Source organism: Azoarcus taiwanensis (genome assembly GCF_012910885.1).
Taxonomy (GTDB): domain Bacteria; phylum Pseudomonadota; class Gammaproteobacteria; order Burkholderiales; family Rhodocyclaceae; genus Azoarcus_F; species Azoarcus_F taiwanensis.
Map to the genome: position 1 here is coordinate 1 of NZ_WTVM01000217.1, position 3,536 is coordinate 3,536.

The following is a 3,536-nucleotide window of genomic DNA, read 5'->3' on the forward strand; positions in this document are numbered from 1 at the left end:
GGCGTTGACGTTGCGCAGGGATACCGTCTTGCCCTGCGTCTGCAAGGACGCCAGGACGTTGAACAACATGCCTGCACTGACGAAATCGAGCCGTCGCAACTGTCCGCACTCGACCTCGATCGCTTTGCTGTCGCTTGCCAAGGCGACCAGATTGCGGATGCTGTCGCTGTTGGCGCTGGTCAGCTCACCCTCGAGCACCGCCCCGCCGTCGCTTTCCCGCTCCTCCCCGGCCGAACTCGCAACTGCCACCGCAACGGCCGCAGCCTTGTTCTCCCAGGACGGCGGCGACTCCTCGAAGGTAATCGCATATTCCAGCGCGACATCTTCGAAGCGTTGCTCGTCGCCGGCATGCTGTAATGCTTCGAGCAAAGCGAGCCAACGCTCCCGACCCTCGGCTCGACCGCTCTCGATCTGCTTTTCCAGCAAGGTCGCCAGTTGGCCGGCGTTCAGCAGAAGGAGCTTCACCCGATCCAGCGCAAACTGGCGCACGAGATCGAGCAGCATTCTGCAACCCGTGTCATCAACCGACTTGAGTCGCTTCATGTCGATGCGCAGCGCGCCGCTGCGCTGACCGATCAACGTGAGTTGCTGGAACTGGGTTTCGGCGGCAGCGGAGAGACTGCCGCCCAGATTGATCAGGGGTACGACCTCGCTCTTGCGTCGCGGCGCCGTGCTGGCAAGATTCACCCAAGGTGGCGGCGAACGCTCGAAGCGGGTGGCGTAGTCCAGTACCCGCGACTCGAAGCGCTCACGCTGGCCGGTAAGCTGATACAGGTCGAGCAGCATCATCCACAAGCCCTCGCCGGCCGCAACACCCGGGTCGCCGACGGCTGCTTCAAGGAGCGCTTCAGCCTCACGCGCATTGCAGTTCGCGTACAGGACTGCAGCCTCTTCGTAGAGCGCCCCCAAACCCGCCCCGCCTTCTCGCACCTCGACCTGATCGGCGGTCGCGAGCAGCGCATGCGACAGGTCGGCACCTGAGAAGTCGACCATCGAAAGCTCGGTTCGCGGGGGCGATGCACCGTCCGGGGACTTGACGTCACCCTTCGCTGCCGAACCTTTATTTCCGAATCTACCTGGATTCACGATCGAGCATTACCCTGAGTCATTGGATACCACACGCTGGGCGCGAGTCCTGCATGAGACATGAAGGATAGCATCTTGCGTCAGGCGGTTGCGCGCTCGGGTCGGCCTCCAGGGATACAGATGAGACGTTCGGCGCCGCCCGTATCCAGACGGTCGCGCAGTGCAGCGAGGGTCTTGCGCTGCACGCGGCATCTGCTAGCATTCGCCCGCCGGCAACTCCGCCGGCCCACACTCACCTCGCGATGACAGCCTGGAGTTGCCCCTACGACCTTGACGGAATCTGCCAACGCGTTCAGGGCGCGCGCTGCGAGCCCGGCATGCGCGGCTGCACGCTCGAGGGGAAGGTGCGCTTTGCGGACGAATCGCGCAATACGCCGAGAAAACCGGTGCGCGCCGAGCCGGCAAGGAAAAGCGCCGCACCCGCACCCGCGAAACGGCGCCTCCCTTTCTGAACGCCGTCCGCCCGGAATGGCGGAAGTGGAAACTCAATCGAACAAGGGCAGCCGCGACCCCAACCATGAACACCGCCACAAAACCATCAAGCAACTGCTTCGTCTGGCCGCTACGCGTGTACTACGAAGACACCGACGCCGCCGGGGTGGTGTACTACGCTAACTACCTCCGGTTTTGCGAACGCGCCCGTACCGAGGCACTGCGCGAGCTCGGCTTCGAGCAGGATCGGCTGATGCGCGAGCGTGCGCTCGGTTTCGTCGTGAAATCGGTCGCGGCCGACTACCTGAGGCCTGCACGGCTTGACGACGCCCTGCGAGTGCGTTCGCGCATCGAGCGGCTTGGTGGTGCGAGTCTGACTTTTTTGCAAGAAATCCTTCGCGAAGAGGAACTTCTGTTCTCTTCCCGTATCATCATCGCCTGCATCGATCTCACTCGTCAGCACCCGACTTCCATCCCCTCCGAGCTGCATAGCAAGCTCAAAGCACGCGTCTAAAAATGACTCCGACCCAAGACCTGTCAATCCTCTACCTGATCAGCCAGGCCAGCCTTCTGGTGCAGCTGGTCATGCTGCTGCTGGTAGTGCTCTCAGTCGTGTCCTGGTACTGGATCTTCCGAAAATGGTTCCAGATCCGGGCCGCTTACAGCGACACCGGCACTTTCGAGCGCGAGTTCTGGAGCGGCGGGGATCTGAACACCTTGTATCAATCGGCGGCCGCCTCGCGCGAGGATGCCGGCGGCATCGAGCGCATCTTCGAGTCGGGCTATCGGGAGTTCACCAAACTTCGCGCGAAGAGCCACGATCACGCCGCCATCATCGACGGTTCCCGCCGGGCGATGCGCGCCACCCAGCAACGCGAGATGGACGACCTCGAAGCCCACCTGGCGTTTCTCGCCACGGTTGGTTCGGTTGCACCCTACATCGGCCTGTTCGGTACGGTGTGGGGCATCATGAACGCCTTCCGCGGCCTCGCCAACGTGACCACCGCATCGCTCGCCTCGGTCGCACCAGGCATTGCCGAGGCGCTGGTCGCAACAGCCATCGGCCTGTTCGCCGCCATCCCGGCGGTGGTGGCCTACAACCGGTTCACCCACGACATCGACCGGATCGGTATCCGGTTCGATAGCTTCATGGAGGAGTTCTCGAACATCCTCCAGCGCCATCTGCGCTGAACCCGGAGTCATCGGCATGCGCCAGCGTCGCCTCAAGAACGAGATCAACGTCGTCCCCTACATCGATGTGATGCTCGTGCTGCTCGTGATCTTCATGGTCACCGCCCCGATGATCCAGACCGGCGTCGTCAGTCTGCCGACGGTCGGAGAAGTGCCACAGGCTCCGGCCGAGGCCATGTACCTGATCATCAAGGAAGACGGTAGCTACGCACTGCGGGAGGCCGGCGCCCCGGCGATCGCCGACATGGAACGCCACGAAATCCTGAGGCGCCTCTCCGAAGCACTGGCGGAAAACCCCGCCCAGCCGATCGTCGTGTCGGCTGACAAGAGTCTGACCTACGAGATCGTGATGCAGGAGCTGAACGCGCTGAGGCTCGCAGGCTTCACCCGGGTCGGCCTCGAAACCCAGACCGCGAACCTCCAATGACCGACGTACCGCATCTGGAAGGGCGGGAAGCCCCCGGAAAATGGATCTCCGTGCTGCTGACGGTAGTCGTGCACGTCGGCCTCGTGGTGTTTCTGTTCATGGGAGTGCAATGGGAGAGCCGGCCGCCGGCCGCGCTGGAGGTCGAGCTCGTCGCCGCACAGCCCCCTTCTGCGCCAGCCCCTGCACCGCGCCCGCAACCGGCACCGGAACCGCCGCGCCCCGCGCCGGCACCGGAACCACCGCCGCCGCCACCAACGCCTGAGCCACCCAGCCCGGCGCCCGCACCCGAGCCGCCCAGACCGGCGCCACCTCCGGACATCGCGACCAAAGCGCCAGAGCCCGAGCCAAAGCCTGAGCCGAAGCCTGAGCCGAAGCCTGAGCCGAAGCCTGAGCCGAAGCC

5 protein-coding genes are annotated in these 3,536 nt (G+C 64.1%); 3 read left to right on the top strand and 2 right to left on the bottom strand.

Translation table 11 applies throughout. The annotated features are described in order from the left end of the window. Nucleotides 1–993 (bottom strand): STAS domain-containing protein (locus tag GPA21_RS19550; protein ID WP_168989746.1); only part of this gene is annotated, 993 nt, incomplete at its 3' end. A gap of 610 nt (nt 994–1,603) precedes the next feature. Here GPA21_RS19550 and ybgC point away from each other — a divergent pair. Genes ybgC through GPA21_RS19565 form a run of 3 tightly spaced genes read left to right on the top strand, consistent with a single transcriptional unit; the run spans nt 1,604 to nt 3,136 of the window. Beyond that, a complete protein-coding gene (gene ybgC, locus GPA21_RS19555; RefSeq protein WP_168989747.1) occupies nt 1,604–2,032 on the top strand; it encodes a tol-pal system-associated acyl-CoA thioesterase in 429 nt (142 codons plus the stop codon). A 2-nt stretch (nt 2,033–2,034) separates the two neighbouring features. Continuing rightward, entirely contained in the window at nt 2,035–2,709 is a 675-nt protein-coding gene (tolQ, locus tag GPA21_RS19560; RefSeq protein WP_168989748.1) for a protein TolQ, read from the top strand. Between the two features lie 16 nt (nt 2,710–2,725). Then, nucleotides 2,726–3,136: an ExbD/TolR family protein gene (locus GPA21_RS19565; protein WP_168989749.1), complete on the top strand. Its 411-nt coding sequence runs from the start codon at nt 2,726–2,728 to the stop codon at nt 3,134–3,136. Between the two features lie 96 nt (nt 3,137–3,232). Here the strand turns inward: GPA21_RS19565 and GPA21_RS21320 are convergent. Then, on the bottom strand, nt 3,233–3,536 hold a 304-nt coding region (locus GPA21_RS21320; RefSeq protein WP_211163719.1), incomplete at its 5' end, for a hypothetical protein.

What these genes read in the sequence shown, in the direction of transcription:
- ybgC (WP_168989747.1), top strand. Translation starts at nt 1,604, where the DNA reads ATGAACACCGCCACAAAACCATCAAGCAACTGCTTCGTCTGGCCGCTA.
- tolQ (WP_168989748.1), top strand. Translation starts at nt 2,035, where the DNA reads ATGACTCCGACCCAAGACCTGTCAATCCTCTACCTGATCAGCCAGGCC.
- GPA21_RS19565 (WP_168989749.1), top strand. Translation starts at nt 2,726, where the DNA reads ATGCGCCAGCGTCGCCTCAAGAACGAGATCAACGTCGTCCCCTACATC.